Annotated in this window: 17 protein-coding genes; 8 read left to right on the plus strand and 9 right to left on the minus strand. The window is 35.0% G+C overall.

What is annotated here, in order from left to right; all coding sequences use genetic code 11:
* The first annotated feature begins 87 nt into the window (after positions 1–87).
* A complete protein-coding gene (locus MKY02_RS15195) occupies positions 88–909 on the plus strand; it encodes a squalene/phytoene synthase family protein (protein WP_038190491.1) in 822 nt (273 codons plus the stop codon).
* Positions 910–1,000: 91 nt separating this feature from the next.
* Here MKY02_RS15195 and MKY02_RS15200 read toward each other — a convergent pair whose 3' ends face one another.
* The 3 genes from MKY02_RS15200 to MKY02_RS15210 all read right to left on the minus strand — a co-directional run bounded on the left by MKY02_RS15200 (position 1,001) and on the right by MKY02_RS15210 (position 3,357).
* A complete protein-coding gene (locus MKY02_RS15200) occupies positions 1,001–2,032 on the minus strand; it encodes a serine hydrolase domain-containing protein (protein WP_340711479.1) in 1,032 nt (343 codons plus the stop codon).
* Between the two features lie 158 nt (positions 2,033–2,190).
* Complete coding sequence (locus tag MKY02_RS15205) at positions 2,191–2,358, minus strand: hypothetical protein (protein ID WP_155981208.1); 168 nt, start codon at positions 2,356–2,358, stop codon at positions 2,191–2,193.
* Between the two features lie 549 nt (positions 2,359–2,907).
* Complete coding sequence (locus tag MKY02_RS15210) at positions 2,908–3,357, minus strand: YaiI/YqxD family protein (RefSeq protein ID WP_076065174.1); 450 nt, start codon at positions 3,355–3,357, stop codon at positions 2,908–2,910.
* Positions 3,358–3,551: 194 nt separating this feature from the next.
* Here MKY02_RS15210 and gdhA point away from each other — a divergent pair, with 194 nt between their 5' ends.
* The 3 genes from gdhA to pepF all read left to right on the plus strand — a co-directional run bounded on the left by gdhA (position 3,552) and on the right by pepF (position 7,744).
* The gene (gdhA, locus tag MKY02_RS15215; RefSeq protein WP_038190501.1) at positions 3,552–4,925 is read left to right on the plus strand and encodes an NADP-specific glutamate dehydrogenase; all 1,374 of its coding nucleotides are present in this window, start codon (positions 3,552–3,554) and stop codon (positions 4,923–4,925) included.
* 165 nt (positions 4,926–5,090) lie between these two features.
* Positions 5,091–5,777, plus strand: a complete 687-nt coding sequence (locus tag MKY02_RS15220) for a phosphoribosylaminoimidazolesuccinocarboxamide synthase (RefSeq protein ID WP_038190505.1) — start codon at positions 5,091–5,093, stop codon at positions 5,775–5,777.
* 143 nt (positions 5,778–5,920) lie between these two features.
* The gene (pepF, locus tag MKY02_RS15225; RefSeq protein ID WP_076033967.1) at positions 5,921–7,744 is read left to right on the plus strand and encodes an oligoendopeptidase F; all 1,824 of its coding nucleotides are present in this window, start codon (positions 5,921–5,923) and stop codon (positions 7,742–7,744) included.
* 435 nt (positions 7,745–8,179) lie between these two features.
* Here the strand turns inward: pepF and MKY02_RS15230 are convergent, their stop codons facing one another.
* The 3 genes from MKY02_RS15230 to MKY02_RS15240 all read right to left on the minus strand — a co-directional run bounded on the left by MKY02_RS15230 (position 8,180) and on the right by MKY02_RS15240 (position 13,487).
* Entirely contained in the window at positions 8,180–8,854 is a 675-nt protein-coding gene (locus MKY02_RS15230; RefSeq protein WP_038190512.1) for a TerC family protein, read from the minus strand.
* 191 nt (positions 8,855–9,045) lie between these two features.
* A complete protein-coding gene (locus MKY02_RS15235) occupies positions 9,046–9,867 on the minus strand; it encodes a sulfurtransferase (protein ID WP_038190513.1) in 822 nt (273 codons plus the stop codon).
* Positions 9,867–13,487: a dynamin family protein gene (locus tag MKY02_RS15240; RefSeq protein WP_038190514.1), complete on the minus strand. Its 3,621-nt coding sequence runs from the start codon at positions 13,485–13,487 to the stop codon at positions 9,867–9,869. Before MKY02_RS15240 ends, MKY02_RS15235 begins: the two co-directional genes overlap by 1 nt.
* Positions 13,488–13,843: 356 nt before the next feature.
* On the opposite strand from MKY02_RS15240, the gene MKY02_RS15245 reads away from it, so the two are divergent.
* The 4 genes from MKY02_RS15245 to MKY02_RS15260 all read left to right on the plus strand — a co-directional run bounded on the left by MKY02_RS15245 (position 13,844) and on the right by MKY02_RS15260 (position 16,877).
* A complete protein-coding gene (locus MKY02_RS15245; protein ID WP_038190515.1) occupies positions 13,844–14,302 on the plus strand; it encodes a chemotaxis protein CheX in 459 nt (152 codons plus the stop codon).
* A 228-nt stretch (positions 14,303–14,530) separates the two neighbouring features.
* A complete protein-coding gene (locus MKY02_RS15250; RefSeq protein WP_268746475.1) occupies positions 14,531–14,653 on the plus strand; it encodes a hypothetical protein in 123 nt (40 codons plus the stop codon).
* A 23-nt stretch (positions 14,654–14,676) separates the two neighbouring features.
* Positions 14,677–15,159, plus strand: coding sequence for a cytochrome c oxidase subunit II (locus MKY02_RS15255; RefSeq protein ID WP_038190516.1), 483 nt, complete (start codon positions 14,677–14,679; stop codon positions 15,157–15,159).
* Positions 15,160–15,242: 83 nt separating this feature from the next.
* Positions 15,243–16,877 carry a b(o/a)3-type cytochrome-c oxidase subunit 1 gene (locus MKY02_RS15260; protein ID WP_038191181.1) on the plus strand — a complete coding sequence of 545 codons (1,635 nt, stop codon included), beginning with the start codon at positions 15,243–15,245 and terminating at the stop codon, positions 16,875–16,877.
* Positions 16,878–17,079: 202 nt separating this feature from the next.
* On the opposite strand, the gene MKY02_RS15265 is transcribed toward MKY02_RS15260, so the two are convergent.
* From MKY02_RS15265 to MKY02_RS15275, 3 genes are all read right to left on the minus strand, one after another.
* Positions 17,080–18,234: a SpoIIE family protein phosphatase gene (locus tag MKY02_RS15265; RefSeq protein WP_076065179.1), complete on the minus strand. Its 1,155-nt coding sequence runs from the start codon at positions 18,232–18,234 to the stop codon at positions 17,080–17,082.
* A 214-nt stretch (positions 18,235–18,448) separates the two neighbouring features.
* Positions 18,449–19,285 (minus strand): CheR family methyltransferase, encoded by an 837-nt coding sequence (locus MKY02_RS15270; protein WP_051448850.1) that lies wholly within the window; start codon positions 19,283–19,285, stop codon positions 18,449–18,451.
* A gap of 26 nt (positions 19,286–19,311) precedes the next feature.
* Positions 19,312–22,110, minus strand: coding sequence for a response regulator (locus tag MKY02_RS15275; RefSeq protein ID WP_038190523.1), 2,799 nt, complete (start codon positions 22,108–22,110; stop codon positions 19,312–19,314).
* Positions 22,111–22,205 lie beyond the last annotated feature (95 nt).

Genomic DNA, 22,205 nt, shown 5'->3' on the forward strand with positions numbered 1-22,205 from the left:
TTTGTTTATACGGATTTAGTTGTATCTTTTTCACTATTTGATATACGATAGTATGGAAGATTTTTTGATTGAACGGAGGAAGACAAAATGTCAGAACAAAAAGCACTCTATAAAGAAGCGATGAGCGTTTTAAAAGCAACAAGTCGCACTTTTTTTATTCCTATTACATTTTTGCAAAAAGAATTGAAAACAACTGTTGCAACAGCATATTTATGCATGCGAGCTATTGATGAAATTGAAGACCATGAGGATTTAGATATCGCCGTTAAAAGCGATCTTTTACGCCAAGTAAGTACTATGTTATTAAAACCATTTGATAATGAAGCTTACTTATTATTACTTAAACCATATGAAAATATACTGCCTGAAGTAACAATCCGACTTGGTGATTGGCTGGCACTATGTCCTGAAGATATTCGCGAGACAATCGCTGCTTCTACAAGTGAAATGGCTGAAGGTATGGCTAAGTGGGCAGACAAAAATTGGGTTGTTAAAACAAGAGAAGATTTAGACGACTACACATACTACGTAGCAGGTCTTGTTGGGACGATGCTATCTGATATTTGGCGCTGGGGTGCTGGCATCGAAACAGACCGTGAATTAGCAATCGGTTACGGACGTGGTTTACAAGCGGTGAACATTTTACGTAACCAAGAAGAGGACGATGAACGTGGTGTAAGCTTCATGCCAGATGGTTGGACACGCGATGATCTATTCAAATACGCTGAGGAAAACTTGGCTAAAGGTGATTTGTATAATAAAAGCATTAAAAAACGTAGCATCTTAATGTTCTGTAAAATTCCTTTGGCACTTGCACATAAAACATTACAAGCTATGCTTAACGGTCATGAGAAAATGACACGTCAAGAGGTTGAACAAACTGTTGAGGAAGTAACGAAGGCAGATTAACCTATAATATTATACTAAAAGAAATACACAATACAAAAAAATGGGCCGAGTAGAAAAATTAATCTACTTCGGCTTTTCTATTACAAAATATTTAAGAATTAGATAAAGCAAGTACTTCCTCAATCCCTGAAATCATATCATACGCGCCTTTAGAAGTATTTACACAGACGACAATTTTGAGATCTCGCTTAGGGTAAAATGCAGCATGGAAATTAACTCCTGGATCATAACCCATTAACAAATACTTAGATACTTCTTCATCGTTTTTTTTAATCCAAATTCCGTAACCATATGATAGCCCTTCAACTTCATGAGCATGAGGCGTTAACATTTGTTTGGTTATGCTTTCACTCAAAAGTTTATAGTTTGTTAACGATTCCCATAGCTTCATCATATCTGTTGCAGTAACATAAGCTCCGCCATCAGACCCTCCCTTTACAGGTAGAGAGTATATATTCGTTTTCCATGTACCATCAGAAAAATCAATATATCCAATCGCTGTTTTTGCAGGCAAAGCATCCATTTCAAAATATCCAGAGTCAAGCATTCCTGCTCGTTGGAAAATATTCGTTTCAACATATTCGCTAAAGCTCATACCAGTTATTTGTTCGATAATTAAACCAAGCAAAATATATCCCGAATTATTATATTGAAATTTTGCACCTGCAGGATATTTCATTTCCTCATTTTTAAACAATGGTAAGAAATCTTGTAAGTTTCTTATACGGTACATAGGTGTCTTAATCCATAGTTCTTCAAAATCATTCATTACTTCTTCATCAAAATAATCCGGAATACCAGAAGTATGCGTAAGCAAATGGTGAACTGTAATATTTTCATCAAAATGCGGAAATTCAAATGGTAAACAATTTTGTAATTTCGACTCAAAGGAGAGCTCTCCTTTTTCGATAAGCTGACAAATGGCGATAGCTGTGAAAACTTTACAACCAGAGGCGATGCCGTATTTTGTATTTACTTCATTTTCAATTTTTTCACTTCGATTTGAGTAGCCGAAACTTATACTAGCTAGTGAATCAGTTCCCTGCTTCGTAAAAATGGTACCTGAAAATTGAATCTTTTGTTGAACAGACTCTATCTTCCTTAACAGATTTTCTAGTTTCATATGTGATTCCCCCTGCGCAGCAGAATTAGTCTATTAAAATCTTCTCACTTCAAACTACCATAAATAGAAATATTTTGGTATTATTTTCTATTTAATTATCTATTTTAATTTACTTTTTTAAATAATCTCTTCTTAACTCTTCAGGCACCATGTTAACACTAGTGGCCCAAATAATATGCATTGTATTTGCCATTCGTGATAGCTAAGCTATAATCCGATTCATAATCTACAACTTCTACGCCTTTTTCTCTTCGTAACTTCTTTTTCCAGTCTTTTGTATCTGCAGACATATGTACAGTTACTTGAAAGCCAAGTTTTGCACTCATTATTCCAAATTCAACCCTAAATTGTTCGTTGATCCAAAGGAAATAGAATATTTTGAAAACAGAGTATGTACCTCTTTAGAAGCAAGGAATTCATATGAATCTACTATCGTCAGTAAATCGTCTTCTAATGCTATTTTTCTACATGTTTTAGAACTTCCTAAATGCCACGACGCGCTTTAATCGAGCCTGAGACAGGCAATGTATTATCGCATTTTAATAAGTGTTTCCCTCTCATCAGTTACTTGGTAATAACTATTTAAAAGGCTCTTTATTTCAGCTATTTTTACAATCTTCGATTCAATAATTCCCTTTGAACTAGTTGTTTCAGGAAAAGCATTTTCTATAAAACGAGCAAAACGCAGCAGTCTCTCTACTGCGTTATCAATAGCTTCTCGCCCTATTTCATTATTAGTATTACTCAACTCAGAATATGGGCTGAATTTTTCGTTTAACCAAAGTATTTCTTTAGGAGTTTTACCCTCTTTAATTGTGGAAAAGCATTAACCAAATTATTAAAATCAATTGAAATCAAAGTTATTTCATCCAAGTTCACGATTTCGTCAAAATTTCTTTGCATAAACGGCGGAAAGCTTCGGCAAATTCCAAATTAGCCTCTTTTGAACGTTTTTTTGGCCCCTTCGTTCTACCACCAGCTTGCCTTATTTTCTGACCTAGATGTCTTGTAAAAAGTAATTGTTCTATATTATCCGATGTGTAATTTCTTCCGTTTTGATCAATAGCATAACCAGATTTAGCCAATACCATAGCTGCCAAACCATAATCTTGAGTAACTACTATGTCACCCTTTTGTAAGCGGTTAACTAGTACAAAATCAACAGCATCGCTCCCTTTTGAAACCGTAACCGTATCCGCACCTTCGCGCTCAATTTGATGGGCAGTATCACAAAAAATGGTTACTTTCAATTGGAATTCCTGAGCTATTTTTATTATTAAATCAACAACAGGACAGCCATCTGCATCTATCAAAATTTCAGTCATATTTATAACCTCATTTACATTTTATTTACTTATCATTTACACTTGTATGATATTTCAAAATCATTACTTTTGACACCGTTATCGTGCATATATATTCATTTTAATTGTATATTCATAAATATTACAATATTGAATTATTGGAAAAAGAGCGCTACTATGTTCTAATAGGTCAAATATTACTGGGGGTATTCACAATGGTCACAATTACAACAGAATCAAAGCAAATTGCAACACAGTATATCGATGATGTGTTTAACAATTTGAAAAAACACCACTCACATGAGCCTGAGTTTTTACAAGCTGTTAAAGAAATCATTTATTCATTAACTCCTGTTTTTGCTAAACGTCCTGAATTAATGGATGCAAGTTTATTAGAACGCATCATCGAACCAGAACGTGTAGTAAAATTCCGTGTTTCATGGGTAGACGATAGTGGTAAGGTACAAGTTAACCGTGGTTATCGTGTACAATACAGCAGTGCAATTGGACCTTACAAAGGCGGACTTCGTTTCCATCCATCGGTAAACGAAAGTATTATTAAATTCCTAGGTTTTGAACAAATTTTCAAAAACTCGTTAACTGGCCAACCTATCGGGGGTGCAAAAGGTGGTTCAGACTTCGACCCTAAAGGGAAATCAGATGCTGAAATCATGCGCTTCTGTCAAGCTTTTATGACAGAATTACACAAATATATTGGACCAGATGTTGATGTACCTGCTGGTGATATCGGCGTAGGAGCCCGTGAAATCGGCTTCCTTTTTGGTCAGTACAACCGCATTCGTGGTGCTTATGAAGCAGGTGTTATTACGGGTAAATTGCCACGCTTTGGTGGTAGTTTAGCACGTAAAGAAGCAACTGGCTATGGTACAGTTTATTTCGTTCAAGAAATGCTAAAAGAAATTGATACTACATTCCAAGATGCAACAGTTGTAGTTTCTGGTTCTGGTAATGTTTCAGTATACGCTATTGAGAAAGCACAACAACTAGGTGCAAAAGTTGTAGCATGTAGCGACTCAAACGGCTATATCTTTGATCCAAATGGTATTAACTTAGATACTGTTAAACAAATTAAAGAAGTTGAACAAGGCCGCATTAAGGAATATGTGGAACGTCATCCTGAGGCTACTTTTAGTGAAGGTTGTTCTGGTATTTGGACTATTCCATGTGACATTGCTCTACCGTGCGCTACTCAAAATGAAATTGATGAAGAATCCGCTAAAACACTCGTTACAAACGGAGTAAAAGCAATCGGTGAAGGTGCGAACATGCCTTCAACTCTGAAAGCAATTCAAATTTATCTAGAAAACAAAGTTCTTTTTGCACCTGCTAAAGCAGCAAATGCAGGCGGTGTTGCGGTTTCAGCTCTTGAAATGGCTCAAAATAGCATGCGTATATTCTGGACTTTTGAAGAAGTCGACGAAAAATTACATGATATTATGAAGTCAATTTATAGTAACAGCGTAGATGCTGCAAAAGAATATGGTTATGAAGGTAATTTACTAATTGGTGCGAATATCGCAGGTTTCTTAAAAGTAGCAGATGCAATGATTGCTCAAGGTGTTATTTAATTTTAACACTTCCTATAGTTAATCTTCAAAGCAGTAAATCCGAATGGGTTTACTGCTTTTTAGATAAATATTCGTCTTTTTTACATAGATTCCCCTTTATTATGAAAAAAACTATCATTTATACTCTAAATAACTTACAATAACTATGAAACGGAGGCTGAATGTATGGAACTTAAATATCAAGGGAAAACTAAAGATGTGTATCAATTAGAGGATGGTCCTCTATTATTAAAATTCAAAGATGATGTAACTGGTGAAAACGGTGTGTTTGATCCGGGTGCGAATACTGTTGGCTTAACAATTGATGGTGCAGGTCGTGCAGGTTTAAGTCTCACTACATTCTTTTATAAAAAGTTAAATGCAATTGAAGTCCCTACTCATTTCATTTCTTCTGATATAGAAAATGCGACAATGACTGTAAAGCCAGCAACTGTCTTTGGTAAAGGACTTGAAGTTATTTGCCGATTCCGTGCTGTTGGTAGCTTTTTACGACGCTACGGCGCTTATGTAGAAGAAGGACAAAAACTAGAGTCTTTCGTTGAAGTTACGATTAAAGATGATGATCGTTTAGATCCACCTATCTCGGCTGATGCATTAGCTGAACTTCAAATTCTTTCTCTTGAAGAATATGAAACTTTAAAACAACGTACTGTAGAAATTTCAAACTTCGTTAAAGCGGAACTAGCTAAAAAAGGTTTGGAACTTTATGATATAAAATTAGAATTTGGTCGCGATGCTAAAACTGGCGAAATTTTATTAATCGATGAAATTTCTGGTGGAAATATGCGCGCTTACAAAGGTTCAGACTATATTGAACCACTTGAACTTGAAAAAATTATGCTTTCAAAATAAGCAGTCCTCAAAGCTAGCCGATATATTGGCTAGCTTTTTTTTACAGGGAATAAACTATTTATAGTGAATTATTTTACTTTACTAAATATTTTCAATATAATGAAGATAATTCGAGATTCGTAATTTTAAAGGAGAGATTAATAATGAAAAAGAGTTTTGCACCACGTAATTTAATACCTGTTGAACAAACTTGGGACTTATCACCTCTTATTGATTCTATTGAGACATACAATGCTGGAATTGCTCAAATTGAAAAAGACGCACTTTTATTTAATCAAAAATACACTGGTAATATTATTGATTCTTCATCTGTCGTACAAGTATTGACAGACTATGAGAAACTAAATGAACAATTCGTTCCTTTTGGTGCTTATGCTAGCCTTTCATTAGAAGTAGATCAAACGAATGATGATGCACAGATGCGTGCAAGTAAGTTTGGATCAATAGCTTCAAAAATCGGTAGTCAATTATCATTCGTACATAGTGATCTTTCAGCGCTATCTACTGAAATTTTAGAAGAAGCTGCTACAATTGCTCCACAATTTGAAAATTATCTCAAACAGATAATCAAGAAAAAAGCATATCAGTTACACCCTGAAGTCGAAAAAACATTAGCAGCACTTAGCTCTTCTTTAGATGCCCCATATGAGCTATATAACACGACAAAACTTGTTGATATGAAATTCGACAACTTTACAGCGAATGGAGAATCTTTCCCATTAAACTACAGCTTATTTGAAGGAGACTGGGAATTAGAATCTGACGTTAATATTCGTCGTGCAGCTTTTGAATCTTTTTCAAAAAAACTTCGCGAGTATCAACATACAACTGCCAAAACGTATAATACGCATGTCACGACTGAAAAAACCCTTTCGGATTTGCGAGGATATGAATCTGTAACAGATTACTTACTATTTGATCAAGAGGTCGACCGTACATTATATAACCGACAAATTGATTTAATTACTACAGAATTAGCACCTCATATGCGCCGTTATGCAAAGCTGTTACAAAAAGTCCATGGTTTAGAAAAAATGACGTTTGCTGATTTGAAAATTCCATTAGATCCAGAATTTGAGCCTATGATTACAGTGGAAGAATCAAAGAATTATATTGAAAATGCTCTTCAAATTATGGGTGATGAGTATATGGAAATGGTTGAGAAGTCATACAGTGAACGCTGGATTGACTTTGCCCAAAATGAAGGGAAATCAACAGGAGCATTTTGCTCAAGTCCTTATGGTTTCCATCCTTATATTTTAATCTCTTGGACTAGTCGTATGAACGAAGTATTTGTTTTAGCTCATGAACTTGGCCATGCAGGACACTTTGTCAATGCACATAAGAAGCAATCATTATTCAACAGTCGTCCGTCAACTTATTTTATCGAGGCTCCTTCTACGATGAATGAGATGTTGATGGCAAATTACTTATTGAAAACAGCAGAAGATACTCGATTTAAACGTTGGGTCACTGCATCAATTATCTCACGTACTTATTACCATAATTTTGTTACACATTTATTAGAAGCTGCATATCAACGTAAAGTGTATGACAAAGTTGACGCAGGTGAAAGTGTAAATGCAAATGTATTAAATCGATTAAAACGTGAAGTATTGGAAGATTTCTGGGGTGATGCAGTCGAAATCACTGAAGGAGCAGAACTAACTTGGATGCGCCAACCTCACTATTATATGGGCTTATATCCATATACTTATAGTGCAGGATTAACTATCTCTACACAGGTATCTCAACGTATTTTAAATGAAGGTCAACCTGCTGTTGAAGACTGGTTAAAAGTATTACAAGCTGGTGGAACGAAGACGCCTGTAGAGCTTGCTCAAATGGCCGGAGTGGATATTACGACTGATGAACCACTTTTAAATACCATTGCTTATATCGGTGGTTTAATCGACCAATTAGAAGTACTAACGGAGGAACTAAACGCAACAGTTATAGATAAATAATCTCTTCACCATTCAACTTCTGATTGGCAGTAAAAACTGTCTTTCGGAAGTTTTTTTATCCTAATATTCTAATTTATTTGCAGGATTATTACATAATATGTCGAATATAAAATTGAAGATGGTTACTCATAAATAGATATTTACATAGCTTGTTCTTTAGCTTTTTTAAGGAGGAGTTCCTAAATGCCGTTTCAAAAAAACTATGAAACTGTAGATAATCTAGTCAACACAAACTTTTGGTCGTTGCAAAGGGCACTTTCAAAACTGGATACTGTCTATTTCGGAGGATAAATGAGCATTCTTGTGAACTTGAGAGGATATAGGGGAAGAGAAATTGAAATTTCCAGAGTATATTTCTGCAAATAAAAACGCGACTTAATAATAAAAATTATAAAGTCGCGTCTATTGCCTATGTAATTATTTTATTATACAGGCTTATCTAGAAATATATTTTGTTTGTCGATTTTTTACCCAAACACCCAATACCACCAATAGAATCATACTAACAGCAGGAATGACATAAGCCATTTGTGGGAATGTTTGTTCAACAAATCGCTCTCCGTACTTGTCTGCTACAATCATATGCCCCGCTGTATAAGCAATCATTAAAGCACCTATCCAAATAAGAATCGGGAATTTTTCCATTAATTTAATGATTAACTGACTACCAAATACAATGAGTGGAATACTTACAGCAAGTCCAAGTATAACTAGGCCCATATGTCCATCTGCAACTCCAGCTACTGCTAGTACATTATCTAAACTCATAACGAAGTCAGCTATGATAATCGTACGGATAGCTGCAAATAGTGAACTACTGCTTTTCAAATCAGGGTCTTCACCGTCAGATTTTAATAAATCAAATGCAATATAGAATAATAATAAACCACCAACTAATTTAACTAATGGAATTTGTAATAACCAGACTGCAACGAATGTAAGTAACACGCGTAAAATAATGGCTCCTGCAGTACCGATGAATATGGCTTTTTTCCGTTGTCTTTTTGGTAAGTTACGACATGCTAGCGCTATGACTACAGCATTATCTCCACTTAATACAATGTCTAGTAAAATAATGGATAAGATCTTTGTTATAAAGGCTGCATCCATTTAATCTCCTTCTTTCTAGTTAGATATCCTTTACTATTCTACTCTTATATAAATAAATGGAAAGTAAAAACTCTGGACAGACTCTATTTTATGTGAAAATGGCGATAATTATGTTATGAATGCGCAAAAAAGCGAGCAAAATCATAACTTTGCTCGCTTTTTTAGTTCTATTTTGCTTTCAATTGAATCAATTATTTCTTTGAAGATCCTTTTTCAGGTGCATACGCTGTAATCCAATCACTATAACTACCTGTGTACAGTTGTACATTTGAATATCCTTCTTCTTTTAAAATAGCGAATAATGGTGATGCTGTTACACCACTACCGCAATAAACTACTATTTGCTCATCTTGTCGAACAACATCACGCAATTTTTGATTTGTTGTTAAAACTCCATCTGACTTTAATTGCTCCCAATCAAAATTTCGTGCTCCTGGAATATGACCTGCCACCTTATCTAGCGGCTCTATTTCCCCTAAATATCTCGCTTCAGCACGCGCATCTAGTAGCACTTTTTTTACTTTCCCATCAACTATCTCTTTGACACCTGTACGATTTACATAAAGATCGTCTTGCCATCTTGGTTTAAGAGCAGTATTTGTCACTGATTGTTCTCCTGATTGAACAGCAATACCCGCTTCCTTTATGGCACTGTAGCCCTCTTTTACTATTTTGGCATTTTTAAAACCACCATATTGTAGCATCCACCATGCACGTGTTGCAAAGGGTGAAGCACCTTGATCGTAGACAGCAATTGTTTTGTCCGTATCATAATGTAAACCACTTCTTTCAAACAACGCCTGTAATTGATCTTTGTCGGGCATTGGATGACGTCCCTCATCTTTTGTCATATCTGAAAGGTCTTTTTCTAAATCCCAGTATACTGCTCCTTTAAAATGTTCCTGATTATAAAGGTTTCGTCCTTCTTCTGCATTTTGCAGATTATAACGCGCATCAATCCAGATAGTATTATTCACGTCTAAATCTTTGATTGAAATAAATACGTTCACCATTACTTCACAACTCCTTCAAATAAAGATGAGTAGATTTTTTTCCATTCAACAAGCTTGCTTTCTTCTTGTAAAAGCTCACGTTCTGTTGCAATTTGCTCTGTTGCTTGGGCACTTAGATGATGACGTAAACTTTCTGCTTCAGTATTAATAAGCGATTCAGACCAATTGTTTAAACGTTTTGCTTCCGTGTTCAAATACTGTTGTGCATCTGGTTTTGTCAATTGTTCTAATGCTTCTCTTAATTTTAAGCGATCGCCTTTTTCAAAAAATGCTTTATTATTTTTAAAATGAGATTTAACAGATTCATACGGTGCAGTTTGTTCAAATGGCCCTACAAATTCTAGTATTGCTGGCTCTTCTGTTTCAAATGGCGTGAATGAGAAACTATCATTTACATCTTTTAATTTTCTTACATCTTCAATATAACGCTCAGTCATCTTTTTATGGATAAACTTCGCAATACGGAAGTTTGTAACACGCATTTCTTGTTCTAAATCAAAACTTAAGCTTTGTAATAATTCTTTTAATGCTAATTGTAATGCCGTTGTTGATGATTTACCTGCAAATGTTGCTGGATTATACGCTTCATTATAAAAATCTGCAAAACGATAGTAAACTCGCTGTAAAACATAGTACATTAGCTCTGATAATTCCTGCTCAACATCTTTTTTAATAACGGCTGCACCTGATTTTTCAAAACGAGTATGAATAAATTGCTCAAGTTTCGTCAGTTCCACTAGGCGTTCATCTTTACGTAGCATATTGTCCTCAGTTTGCTTAATAAGTGAAGCGAGACGGTTTTGGGTTTTATCCGTTTCTTCTACTAAAGCTTGAACTGCTAAAGAGCTCAACTCTTCAGATAGGAAATGGTGGAATGCATCTTCAAACGGCTGCATTCCTGATTCGAAATTACTTTTTTCTACTTTTTCTTTTAATGCGAGTAAACTAGAGACACCAAATAATCGAGGTTTTCGAATACCGAAGCGTTGCAATTCTTGCTGTACATAGGTTTTAACTTCTCCCTCTTCTTCCTTATTTGATGCAAGATCAATAGCATTTACGATGAAGAACATCTTATCAAGCTCAAAGGCATCTTTTACACGACCTAATTGAATCAAGAATTCACGATCTGCTCGAGCGAATGCATGATTATAATAAGTAATAAATAGAATCGCATCAGCATTTCTAATGTAATCAAATGCAACACCTGTATGACGGGCGTTAATAGAGTCTGCTCCCGGGGTATCTACTAATGTGACACCCATTCTTGTTAATTCACAATCAAAATAGAAATCAATGGAATCGACAAAACAACTACGTTTTTCTTCGGCGACAAATTTTTCAAAATCCTCTCGATTTGTGCGTAAAGTCGTTCCTAACTGCTCTTTAAATTCTTCATATCCTTGTGCGAAGGCACGGATGAAAGACTTATGGACATGTAATCTCTCATCTACTAATTCCATTTGCAATCCTTCAGCAGCTTTATTGAATGCTTCTTCTAAAGTTGTCACATGCATACCAATCGCCTCATAAGACGAGATGATGTCATCTTGTAATTGGTCAGTTGTTTTTAATCGAACATCAGCCGTTTCATGAGGATGTTCTGGTGAGACAGGTCGAATTTTGTTAATTGCTGCTGTCGTTGGATTTGGTGAAACAGGTAAAACTTGTTGACCCATTAGCGCATTAGAAAATGATGATTTACCAGCACTAAATGCTCCAAACAACGCAATTGTGAAATCCTTTTTCTGAAGACGTTCTACTTTATTTTTGAGATAAGTTGATACCTCTTTAAATCCTTGTACATTCGCTACAGCATTAGCTGTATGTAATGCTTGCTTGACTGCGATAGCAGTTTGTATAGTCTCCACATCTTCAGCATTTTCGGTAGGTTTTTCTTCTATTAGAATATCTTCCTCTTGTTGTAACATCGTAGGGTCGAATAATCGTATTTGCTCAAAAGCTTCTGCATGCTCTTTTGTCCACATTGCAACATAATTATCTGCATCCTTATTTAATACTGTTGTAGCAGCTGCTGCTTTCTTCGCATAAAACTGCTCCTGTTCTTCAACATGCTCGATTTCTTTAATAACTGATACTTTTTCAGAAAGTACTTCTTGTTTTTTCTTCAACGGTTCAACAGAGCCAAAAGATAATTGCTCTACAAAAGATGCCTTGTCGTCTTTCCATTCATCAGTTGTTCTAATAAACCAACGCTTTGTTGCTTCTGATACACGGTTAGCAAAATTCAACAACCCATCACCAGTCGCCAAAGCATCTTTTTTCACTTGATCTTGAATTGTCTCAAAAGGTACCTTGAATTCAATTGTATCAATTTCAAGAGATACATCATCAGTTAGTGCACCAACATCCTTCAATGAATTTTTCATCAATGACAGCATATGACCTGATATTTGTGATGTAATAATCGACTGATAAAGTTTGTAAAGCTCTTCTTTACGTAATTCTTTTTCAGCAGCAGTTTTCTTTGCGGAGAAGAACATCCCTACCTTAAAGTCTTCTTGCATACTTTCTAAGTAAAGTTTTAGCTTATCACGTAGCTCATAAGGCATAATACCAGCATTATTTAGTAACTCTTCACGTTGTTGTTCAAAGGATTTTTTCCATTTTTCAACAGAGTAAAGCTCTAATTGACGCTGGATATTGGCGTATTGATCTTTTAACTCTTGGCGATTTTCCCAATCTGAAAATGGTAGAATTTCTTCATTTGTATCGAAAATTTCTTGTTTTGTCGCTTTTAAATATTCTTCATGCTCTTTATTCAATTGTTGTAAAGTTTTTTTAGCTGTCTCAACTAACTGATCTTGCCACCCATCCATGCTACTCATGACAATTTCCTTGACTGTTTGGAAATCATTATGTGGATGCTCTAGTTCACGTAGAGAAGTAAAGAAGATACCTTTTGGAACAACTCCCCAATTTGCAAATGAAGTATGAACAGACTGCTCAAATTCAGTAAAATCAAGTTCATTATCTTTATGTTTATCAATTTGATTGACGATTAGATAAACATTTGGATTAAATTTCATTAATTGTTTTGTAAATTGAAAATTCAACTCAGATTGAACATGATTATAATCCATGACGTAAAATACAATATCCGCTAAATGAAGTGCTGATTCAGTTGACATGCGATGAGCATCATCCGTCGAGTCTACTCCTGGAGTATCCATTACTGTTACGCCATCAGGTAGCACTGATTTTGAATGACCGATTTCAATTTGCGATACGAGCGCTCCGTTTTTAGCGAAGGCCTTGACTGTTTTAATATCATAATCACCAGTGAATTTCACTGGATCTTGTCCTGTTAAATAGGCAATTGCGTAATCGCTTTCAGATTTATGTACTTTAACAACGTTTGCACTCGTAGGTATTGGACTAGAGGGTAATAGCTGATCACCAGTTAATGCGTTAATCATGCTCGATTTCCCTGCAGAGAAATGGCCAGCAAAGCCAATCATATATTCCTTATTTAATAGTTTATTGGCAAAAAGAGTCGTTTTTTGCAAACGCTCCTCATCTGCGTTATCTTTGTAAATCAAATATTGCATTGCTGTTTGCTTTAATAATTGTTGAAGTTGCTGATCAAATACTGTCATGAAAGGCTTTAACTCCTTTTATATGTAATAAACTCATTCTAACATGTAGAAGGAAAACGACAAACAAAAAAATCCTCCCAATTTCAGGAGGATTTTGTCGTTATTTTAAATGTGCGGTTGTTTGAGTGAACACATATTTACTAACTGCACCGTAGATTAATACTGTAGCTCCAATAAATGCAAAAATCACTTTGACCGCTCCCTTTTATTTGATCGTTAAGTATATGTAATGAATATGAAAATCATTCTCATCTACCTTAATGATAATGAAAATCATCCTCTTCGTCAAGTATTAATTCAATTTTTTAAACTCGCATGTTATTATAGAAATAAAGTCACGTATCGGGAGTGTTTAAATGAGTACTTCTATTCAAATACAAGCCGTCTTGAACGGTACTATAAACGCACTAAAGTCAGTTATTCCATATGATATTCAAGTATCACCTCCAACTATTACATCAGACCCTTATGAACAAAATGAAATCGGTGTGCTAATTGGCATGGTTGGCGATTTGAAAGGGCGGATCATTATTGATTCAACACCTGATACGTTTAGTGCAATCGGTGCAGGTATGTATGGCATGACATTAGAAGGAGCCATGTTAGAATCCTTTACAGGTGAATTCGGTAATATGATTGCTGGAAACCTATGTACCTTTGCTGCAGAAAAAGAATTGGATTTAGATATTACACCCCCAACTGTAATGGTCGGGCATACAAAATTATACGGTTTCCAACATGCTTTTAAACTACCTGTAACAATTGATAACACTGGTAAACTAATCATCTTATTAACTATAGATACAAATGAATAGTATTTGAGTGTCTTGTTCAATGTATTGAGCTAGACGCTTTTTTTTTGCCCCAATATATTAGCATACCCATTTTCCCTTCAAAATTTCCACAAAATTTTATGTCTTTTCACACTTCATTCACATTTCATGTGCTTTAGTGTGATATTTATCACATCCCACTAAAGCTTATTTTTATATGATGAACACACGGAATTAAAGATTTACTCAATTAATAAGGGAGGGTTCAATATGGCTAACAAAAATCATTCCGACGGCGACTTAAAAGGAACTTTTTACTTAGTTATGGCATTAGGGGTCTTTATAGTTGTAGTTTGGGGTCTTTGTTTTGGACTATTTCTTGATCGCTTTTAAACTGAAAGAAGGAAGGGAAAATTATGCATCTTCATAAATACGAAAAGTATTGGCTTGCATTCGGTGTTGGCTCACTTATAGTATTCTTATTAATTACTGGTATCATGGCCTTTCATAACGGTAGCCACCCACCAAGTGCTAAAAATACGATTAACTACGAAAAAGTGGATGAAATCACTCCATTCAATAAACCTGGTGTCCATAAAGTGGAAGGAAAAGACTGGGATTATGAAGCCGTTGTAGTTGCTTCTGCATTTTACTATGATCCTCCCACTTTAGAAGTACCTGTAGGTGCTAAAGTTAAATTCATCGCAACTTCAAAAGATGTTGTTCATGGTTTCGAGGTTGCTGGTACAAATATTAATATGATGTTAGAACCTGGATACATTTCAGAATATGTAACAACAGTTGATAAAGTTGGCGAATATTTAATCGTTTGTAATGAGTATTGTGGTGTAGGTCATGCTCAAATGCATTCTATGCTTAAGGTGGTGGAACCAAAATGAGTCAAGCATTAGCTAATAAATCTAAAGTAGATGGAAATAAACAAAACATTGTTGGGAAGGTTTCCAATAAAGTTAATGATTTAATGCAAGTAGATCGTAAAGATTCTAAAGTAGCGATGGCTCATATTTATGTAGCTATGATTGCCCTTTTATTAGGTGGAACTGCGGGTCTTTTACAAGTACTTGTTCGTTCTGGCGAATTTAAATTGCCATGGGGCATTGGTTATTACCAAGTTCTAACTGTCCACGGTGTTTTATTGGGCTTAATATTAACGACATTCTTCATTTATGGATTCCAAATTGCTGCAGTTAGTCGTACTTCAGGTGCATTATCAGCAAAACAACGTCTACTTTGCTGGATTGGCTTCTGGACTATGACTGCTGGTACTGCAATGGCATCCGCTATGGTGTTATTAAATGAGGCATCCGTTCTTTATACGTTCTATGCTCCGTTGCAAGCTCACTGGATTTTCTATTTAGGCTTAACATTAGTAGTTGTTGGTTCTTGGATTGGTGGTTTGGGCCAAGCACTACGATGGATGCAATGGAGAAAAGAAAATAAAGGTCAAACTTCTCCTTTACTATCATTTATGGTCGTTTGTAATAATCTAATGTGGTTCGTGGCAACAATTGGTGTAGCTTCAGAAGTACTATTCCAACTACTTCCATGGTCATTAGGTTTAGTAGAACGTGTTGATATTCTCTTATCTCGCACTCTATTCTGGTCATTTGGTCACGCACTCGTTTACTTCTGGTTATTACCAGCCTATATGATTTGGTATGTAGTAGTTCCTAAAGTAATTGGTGGTAAAATCTTCTCTGATGCATTATCTCGATTGTCATTTATTATGTTCGTATTGTTCTCAGTTCCTGTAGGTCTTCATCACCAATTAACGGAACCTGGTGTTGACGGATCATGGAAATTCTTACAGGTTATTTTAACTATGATGGTTGTCATCCCTTCTCTATTAACTGCTTTTTCTCTATTCGCTACATTTGAAATTCGTGGTAGATCTTTAGGCGGTAAAGGCGTATTCGGTTGGTTAAAACAATTACCTTGGGGAGATGCGCGATTCTTTGTACCTTTCCTAGGTATGTTAGTATTCATCCCAGGTGGAGCAGGTGGTATCGTTAATGCTTCTTACCAGATGAACCAGTTAATCCACAATACAATTTGGGTAACAGGTCACTTCCATTTAACAGTTGCTACAGCCGTCGTATTAACCTTCTTTGGCGCTTGTTATTGGTTAGTACCTCACTTAACGGGTCGTACATTAACTAAAGAAATGAATAAGTTAGGTATTATTCAAGCAATCGTTTGGGTAATTGGTATGGGTATCATGTCAAGTGCAATGCACGTAGCTGGTTTACTTGGCGCACCACGACGTTCTGCATTCTCTGATTATGGCGGTGCTGAAATTGCTAGCACATGGGTTTCTTATCAAATTGCACAAGCTGTTGGTGGCACTCTTCTATTCATCGGTATTCTGTTATTCCTTTATATTTTTGTGAAGCTTTGCTGGTTCGCACCAAAAGGTCAAGAAGAATTCCCGATAGCAGAGGTTGCTCCTAACGCAGAAAAAACACCTGCAATTTTAGAAAACTTCAAACTTTGGATTGTGATTCTTGTTGCACTAGTATTAATCGCATACACCTTCCCAATCTTTGATATTATTACAAATGCTCCGTTGGGGTCTAAGGGATATAAGCTTTGGTAAATATATAAATCCCAAGACCCACTCTGAAGATAAAAAATACCCCCGTAAAGTGAACCCTTTTAGTCCACTTTACGGGGGTCTCTATTTTCTTATCAACAAATAAACAAATAGATCTTATATATTGTGCATCCATAAAATCAGCGTTATACAAATCTAGTTTTACTTAGTAAAGTAATAAATATCAATTTTTTCTACAACCAATTTAACATAACGGACAACCTGCCTGAACTAAAACAACACACATATCATCAGGTTGGTCATGTTGTAATGCTTGAGGCATTACGATATCAATAGGTTCTATTACTTCACAATCTACCCAGCGCTCCGAAATGGCTTCTTTTATTGCATCCAACCCGTCAGTCTCTTCATTATCAAGAGATTCCATCACACCATCCGTAAAAATCAGAAGCTGAATTCTCTCATTGTAATGAACAATGTCTTTACTTATTTTCATTTCATTAAAAAAACCAACTGGACAAGATCCTTTCGAAAGGGATACGACTTTTTCATCATCAACATAGGCAAAACCAGGTGGGTGTCCTGCGTTAACGTACTCTACTGTTTTTCTCTTCGTGTCAATAATCATATAAATGGCAGTAAAATAATAATGTACAGGATTTTCTTTTTTATTTAGTATGTTCATCCACCTGTTTAACTCAACGATAATTGCTTCTGGATCAGTATTCTTCCGAATGGCATCTCGCAATACAGAAGAAATATACATACATACTAGAGAAGCTGAGATACCATGTCCCATCATATCTAAAATAATTACCCCGTATCGATTTTCATCTATGCGTTGCCAATAATACATATCACCTGCTAGTTTGTTTGCGGGAAAATATGAAGCCTTTATCATTAGTTGTTCATTGATGATGGGCTCACTTAATAAACTACTTTGTACTTGCATCGATAAATCTAGTTCGTCTCTGAGCTTTTTATCTTGTTCTTTATGCCAATCTTTTTCATACTTTAAACGTAGACCTACTCGAATTCTAGCAAGTAAATCTATTTTATTGATGGGCTTCATTATGTAATCTATTCCACCTACATCAAGTGCCTCAGCTACCTTATTCGAGTCTTCCAATGCCGTCACAAAAATCACAGGGATGTCCTTCAAATGGGGAATATTCTGCAAGCGTCGGCATGCTTCAATACCATCCATTTCCGGCATCATAATATCAAGAAGTATAATGTCTACATTGGTTTCTTTTGGATATTCTTGACCAGCCCCTAAATAGTCAAACATTTCATGGGCTGATGAAAGTGAATGGAAATCGTTATACCCTGCGCGTTTTAGTATATTTTCAACTAAGAAAAGGTTTACTTGGTTATCATCTACGATTAAAATCGTCATACTTTTAGTCCCCTTTAGCTTATGAATCCTACTCCGCCCATAAGTACTTAAAAATTCATGATATATATTAATCTAAATCTTGCTATTGTTTGGGGGAGCTTCTATTTTTGTGTACTTATAATCAGTTGTTTTAATTATACTATCCATTACCTTTTATACGGCTCCGCTAAACATTTTCTAAACAAACAAGGGCCGCTTATGCGACCCTGAGTTGTTATATTTTTCGATAAATATTCTCTTGACTTGCAATCTCCTTATATTTTTCGGAGAAAACAGATGAACGTAATGTTTCTTTACTACCTATACCGATAATACCATCGTGACAAAGGCTATCATAGAACAACTGATTTACACTATTTTGTAATTCACCTGTAAAATAAATCATGACGTTACGGCAAATAATAACATGAAACTCATTAAATGAGCCGTCTGTCACCAAATTATGTTGAAAGAATACAATATTTTTCAATAAAGCTGCATCTAAGTAGGCATTTTGATAATCAGTCGAATAATACTCTGAAAACTCTTGTTTACCACCTGCAGCCAAATAATTTTTGGTATATGATTGCATCTGATTTAATGGTAAAATACCTTCTTTAGCTTGTAATAGTACTTTTTCATTTATGTCTGTTGCATATATTTTCGTCTGATCATAAAGCCCTTCCTCTTTTAGTAATATGGCCATGGAAAAAACTTCTTCACCAGTTGAACAACCTGCATGCCATATACGTATTGTAGGAAATTCTTTAAGCAGTGGCACAACTTTTAATCGGAAAGCCTTGAAAAATTCTGGATCACGAAACATTTCCGTAACATGTATGGAAAAGTCATCTATTAACTTTTCGACAAACCCTTTTTCATATAAAACTTTTTCTATCAAAGAGCTAATTTTCTCCATCTTCTCTTGTCTCATTCGATTAATAATTCTTCTTTTAATCGAAGAACGCATATACTTTTGAAAGTCAAAGCCCGAAACACTATAAACAGCTTGAAGTAACAAATCAATTTCAATATTCTCTTTTTCTTCATTAGTTAATAAGTCTTTCACAATAATCCCCTTCTAGCCTGCTCGATTAATTACTTAGCCAACCATACACGAAGAACTGATAATAACTGATCAATTTTTAATGGCTTACTGATGTAATCTGATGCGCCGGCTTTTAAGCATTTTTCCCTATCGCCTTTCATCGCTTTTGCAGTAAGAGCGATGATTGGAAGCTCTTGATAAATTTCTTGGCTACGAATATTGCGCATCGTTTCATAACCATCCATAACAGGCATCATTATATCCATTAATACAGCATCTACAGAATTATTTTCTTTAAGAATTTCTAAACATTCAAATCCATTTTCAGCTGAAATAATCTCCATCCCTTGAGATTCTAAAGCATTTCTTAGTGCAAAAATATTTCGGTGATCATCATCCACAATAAGTACCGTCTTATTTGATAACATATTCTTGTTCGCTTGTGTTAGTTGCTGTTTTTCCGGATTTATTTGATCTGGTTCTATTTTTTCTGTAATAACATTATCATTTGTTGCTACAGTTAACACTGATGAATCCACTTCTTCATCATAAGGTACGTCAATACCACTAGGTAGGTTTGGTAATAATAAAGTAAAGACACTTCCTTTGCCTTCTTCACTATCGACAAAAACCCATCCTCCAAGTAATTTAGCGAATTCCTGACTGATAGATAAGCCTAAGCCAGTCCCGCCATATTTTCTCTCGGTTGCTCCATCACCTTGTTGAAATGCTTCAAAAATTATTTTTTGTTTTTCATTAGTAATACCTATTCCAGTATCTTTTACACTAATTTCAACCCATTCGTCCGTAATTTCGGTATGTGCCAACTTCGTAATATTTTCTTTTTCAGCATTTTTAATTTGAACTGAAATAGCACCTTCATGCGTAAATTTAAAGGCATTGGATAATAAGTTTTTCAAAATCTGTTGAAAACGTTGTTGGTCAGTAAAGAATATATTTGGTACATTTCCATCCTTTTCTACAGTAAAATTCAAACCCTTTTTGAGTGCTACATGATCAAAATTCTGATGTAATAATTCTGGAACTTCACTCATATTCATTTCATCAAATTGGACTTTTAATTTTCCTACTTCAACTTTTGATAAATCCAATATATCATTGATTAACTTCAATAGGTCTTGTCCTGATGAGTGAATGATTCTAGCAAACTCTTGTTGTTCTTCAGCCAAGCCATTTTCATCTGGGGTTTCTAACATCTCAGATAAAATTAAAATACTATTTAATGGCGTTCTTAACTCATGCGACATATTAGCCATGAATTCTGATTTGTATTTTGAACTTTTTCTTAGTTCTTCAGCATGTTCCTCTAGGTTGATTTTTGCTTCTTCAAGTTCCCGTGATTTTTCTTCAGCATCGTGAGTTCTCTCAGATAACTGTTCATTAATCATTCGCAATTCTTCTGCTTGAGATTGCAATTCTTCTGATTGTGCTTGTAACTCTTCTGACTGCGATTGTAATTCTTCTGACTGTGCTTGAAGCTCCTCTGTTTGAGCTTGTGATTCTTTTAATAATCGCTCAATTTCCATTCGACCTTGCACACTATTGATAGTAATACCTAGTGTCTCTAAAACACGTTGTAAGAAGTTTTGCTGTAGGTTAGTGAATGGTTCTAGACTTGCCATTTCCAATATACCTACGACTTCATCTTCAAAAATGACTGGCGTTATAATAATACTTTTAGGATTCACATTACCTAATCCAGTTGTAATAAATTGATAATTATCCGGTATATCAGTGATAATCTGTGATTTTTTTCCTATAGCACATTGTCCAATTAAACCTTCACCAATTTGAAACTCGCTTCTACCAGCATCATTGCCTTCACCAGCGAAGGAAGCAGTTTTAACAAAACGTGTATCTTCTCCTTGACCACGGCGGATATAAAATACACCAAAGGATGCGCCGACCATAGGTGCTAGTCTTGTAATTAATCGTTTACCTAACTCTTCTATGTCCACTATACGTTGATACATCGTTGCAATTTCTGCAAGACCCGTTTGCATCCAGTTCTGTTCACTAATTTTTTGAGTGAAATCTTTTTCTTTCTGATTATACTCTTCTAATGATCCGGCCATTTCGTTGAAAGAACTGGCAATTTCTCCAATTTCATCTTTCGTCTGAATCGTGATTCTTGGAATAGAAGATAAATTTTTAAAATTTATCTTTTGAATTACTTTTGTAATAGATTGAAGTTCCTTGGATGTGCTTCTAATCATCCAACTAAGTATAGTAGAAATTATTAAAATACTAAAAAATACAGCAAATATAGTAAATTTAATCATATCATTGTACGTTTGTTGAGAACTTTTCAAAGTATCATTCATAATACCCTCTTGATATTCCTTAAAATCATCAAGTGTAGATAACACTTCTAATCTCTTAGTTCTTTGTTCTTCCATCAATTCATTTAAATCTGCACTCGAACCGTTTGCCTTAATCAGTTGAATGATTTTAGACTCTGTATCGGTATAGGATGTATATTGCTTATCTAATTTTTTTAATAGTTGTTGTGACTGTGTTTGATTTGCACTAGTAGACAATTTAATAATATTTTCTGAAATAGAAGCATGATTGTCATTAATCGTTTGTAAACTTGTCTTAATATCCTTATTATCAGCATCGATTGCTGCATATAAAATTTCTCTGTCAGACCGTGAAAATAACTGACGGATATCCATCACAGTTTGCACTTTATAATAGCGATCCTCTACAATTTCAGTCATATTTGCTTTTAATTTATTTAAAGTAAATACCATTATTGATAATAAAACAATTAAAAAAAGCAATATTAAACCAAAACCTATAATTTGCCTTTTCTTAAAACTCATATTCTCTTCCCCCTTTTATTCAAATTAAGGAAGCTGGAAGCTACTGAAAAAATAGCTGTCGAATTCTAGCATAGTCCTCAAAATATCTCTATTAT

Source organism: Viridibacillus sp. FSL R5-0888 (assembly GCF_038009105.1).
Taxonomy (GTDB): Bacteria; Bacillota; Bacilli; order Bacillales_A; family Planococcaceae; genus Viridibacillus; species Viridibacillus arenosi.